Raw genomic sequence first — 1,186 nt, 5'->3', positions numbered from 1 at the left:
GAACCGAATTCCATTGTGCTAGAATAGATTTAGTACCGAACTAGCTTCGGACTTACACGGTTCTCGTGACACCCTCGGCGCGTACTGCCGACGATGTCGCGCAGGAGGTCTACGCGTTGCTGATCACCTACCAGGCGTTGCGGACCGCGATCGCCGATACCGCGCTGGCCACACCGGGCATGGTCGCGGACCGGGGCAGTTTCACCGTCGCTTTGCAGACCGCCCGCGACCAGCTCGTCCATGCGGCCGGGTCATCACCGGCGCGACTGTCGATATCGTCGGTGTGATCGGGCGGGCCGTGCGCGCTGACCTGCTCCCACATCGCCGGCCCCGCAGCAGCCTTCGCGTGGTCAAACGGGCAATCTCCAAACACCGCGCCAAGGGGGTGATCGACCGGACCATCTACCAAACCCACATCAGCGTGCGCGTGCTACCCGGTTGACAACCCGGCAGCACACCAAACTGAGCGGCCTTGGGTCTAGCCCGGGCTGCGGTGCACGCCGGCTACCGCACCTATGTCACCACCGCCGCCGATTTGGCGGCCCGCTGCCACAAAGCTGCGATCGAAGGCCGGTGGGCCACCTGCATGCGTTTCTACGCCGGACCAACGCTCCTGGCGATCGACGAACTGGGATACCTGCCGTTACCTGCAGAGGCGGCATCAGCACTGTTTCAGGTTGTCGCGCAACGGTACTTGAAGACATCGATCGTGATCACCACCAACCGCGGCGTCGGATCCTGGGGCGAGATCCTCGGCGATAACACTGTCGCCGCAGCATTATTGGACAGACTCCTGCACCGGTCGATGGTGATCAACCTCGACGGCGACTCCTACCGGCTACGCGACCACCAAGCCACCGCCGACAACCTCCGCCGGGCCACGACCGGAAACCGCGAACCCCTATAATCAGGACCGCTCACGGGTGGGGCATTTCGATGAGCCCGGCTGGGGAGATTCGGTGAGCGCAGTCAGCTGACGAGGCTCAAGAAACTTCCCCAGTGGTGCTCATCGAAATTCCCCACCCGTGAGGCGGTTCTACTGTAGCGGCCGGCGGATGGTTCCGGAGGCCGTGCGGTGGTTTTCTGATCGGGCATGGTGGTCTCGCAGGCGGTAGGAATCGCCGTCGAGTTTGAGGACCACCGAGCGATGTAGGAGCCGGTCGAGCATGGCCGCGGCGATGATGGT

At 63.6% G+C, this 1,186-nt stretch carries 2 protein-coding genes and 1 pseudogene; 2 read left to right on the top strand and 1 reads right to left on the bottom strand.

Translation table 11 applies throughout. The features are described 5' to 3' along the window. The first annotated feature begins 65 nt into the window (after window positions 1-65). Together A5789_RS38645 and A5789_RS38640 are read left to right on the top strand one after the other, a co-directional pair. Window positions 66-287 (top strand): hypothetical protein, encoded by a 222-nt coding sequence (locus tag A5789_RS38645; RefSeq protein ID WP_064903081.1) that lies wholly within the window; start codon window positions 66-68, stop codon window positions 285-287. Window positions 288-469: 182 nt separating this feature from the next. Next, window positions 470-907, top strand: a pseudogene (locus tag A5789_RS38640) (ATP-binding protein); the annotation flags it as partial. Window positions 908-1,036: 129 nt separating this feature from the next. On the opposite strand, the gene A5789_RS38635 reads toward A5789_RS38640, so the two are convergent. Beyond that, on the bottom strand, window positions 1,037-1,186 hold a 150-nt coding region (locus A5789_RS38635; protein ID WP_231956625.1), incomplete at its 5' end, for an ATP-binding protein.

It is taken from the genome of Nocardia sp. 852002-51101_SCH5132738, from assembly GCF_001665695.1.
GTDB classification, from domain to species: Bacteria; Actinomycetota; Actinomycetes; order Mycobacteriales; family Mycobacteriaceae; genus Nocardia; species Nocardia nova.
The sequence above is the reverse complement of the archived record's forward strand: the minus strand, read 5'-3'. Positions and strand labels throughout refer to the sequence as shown.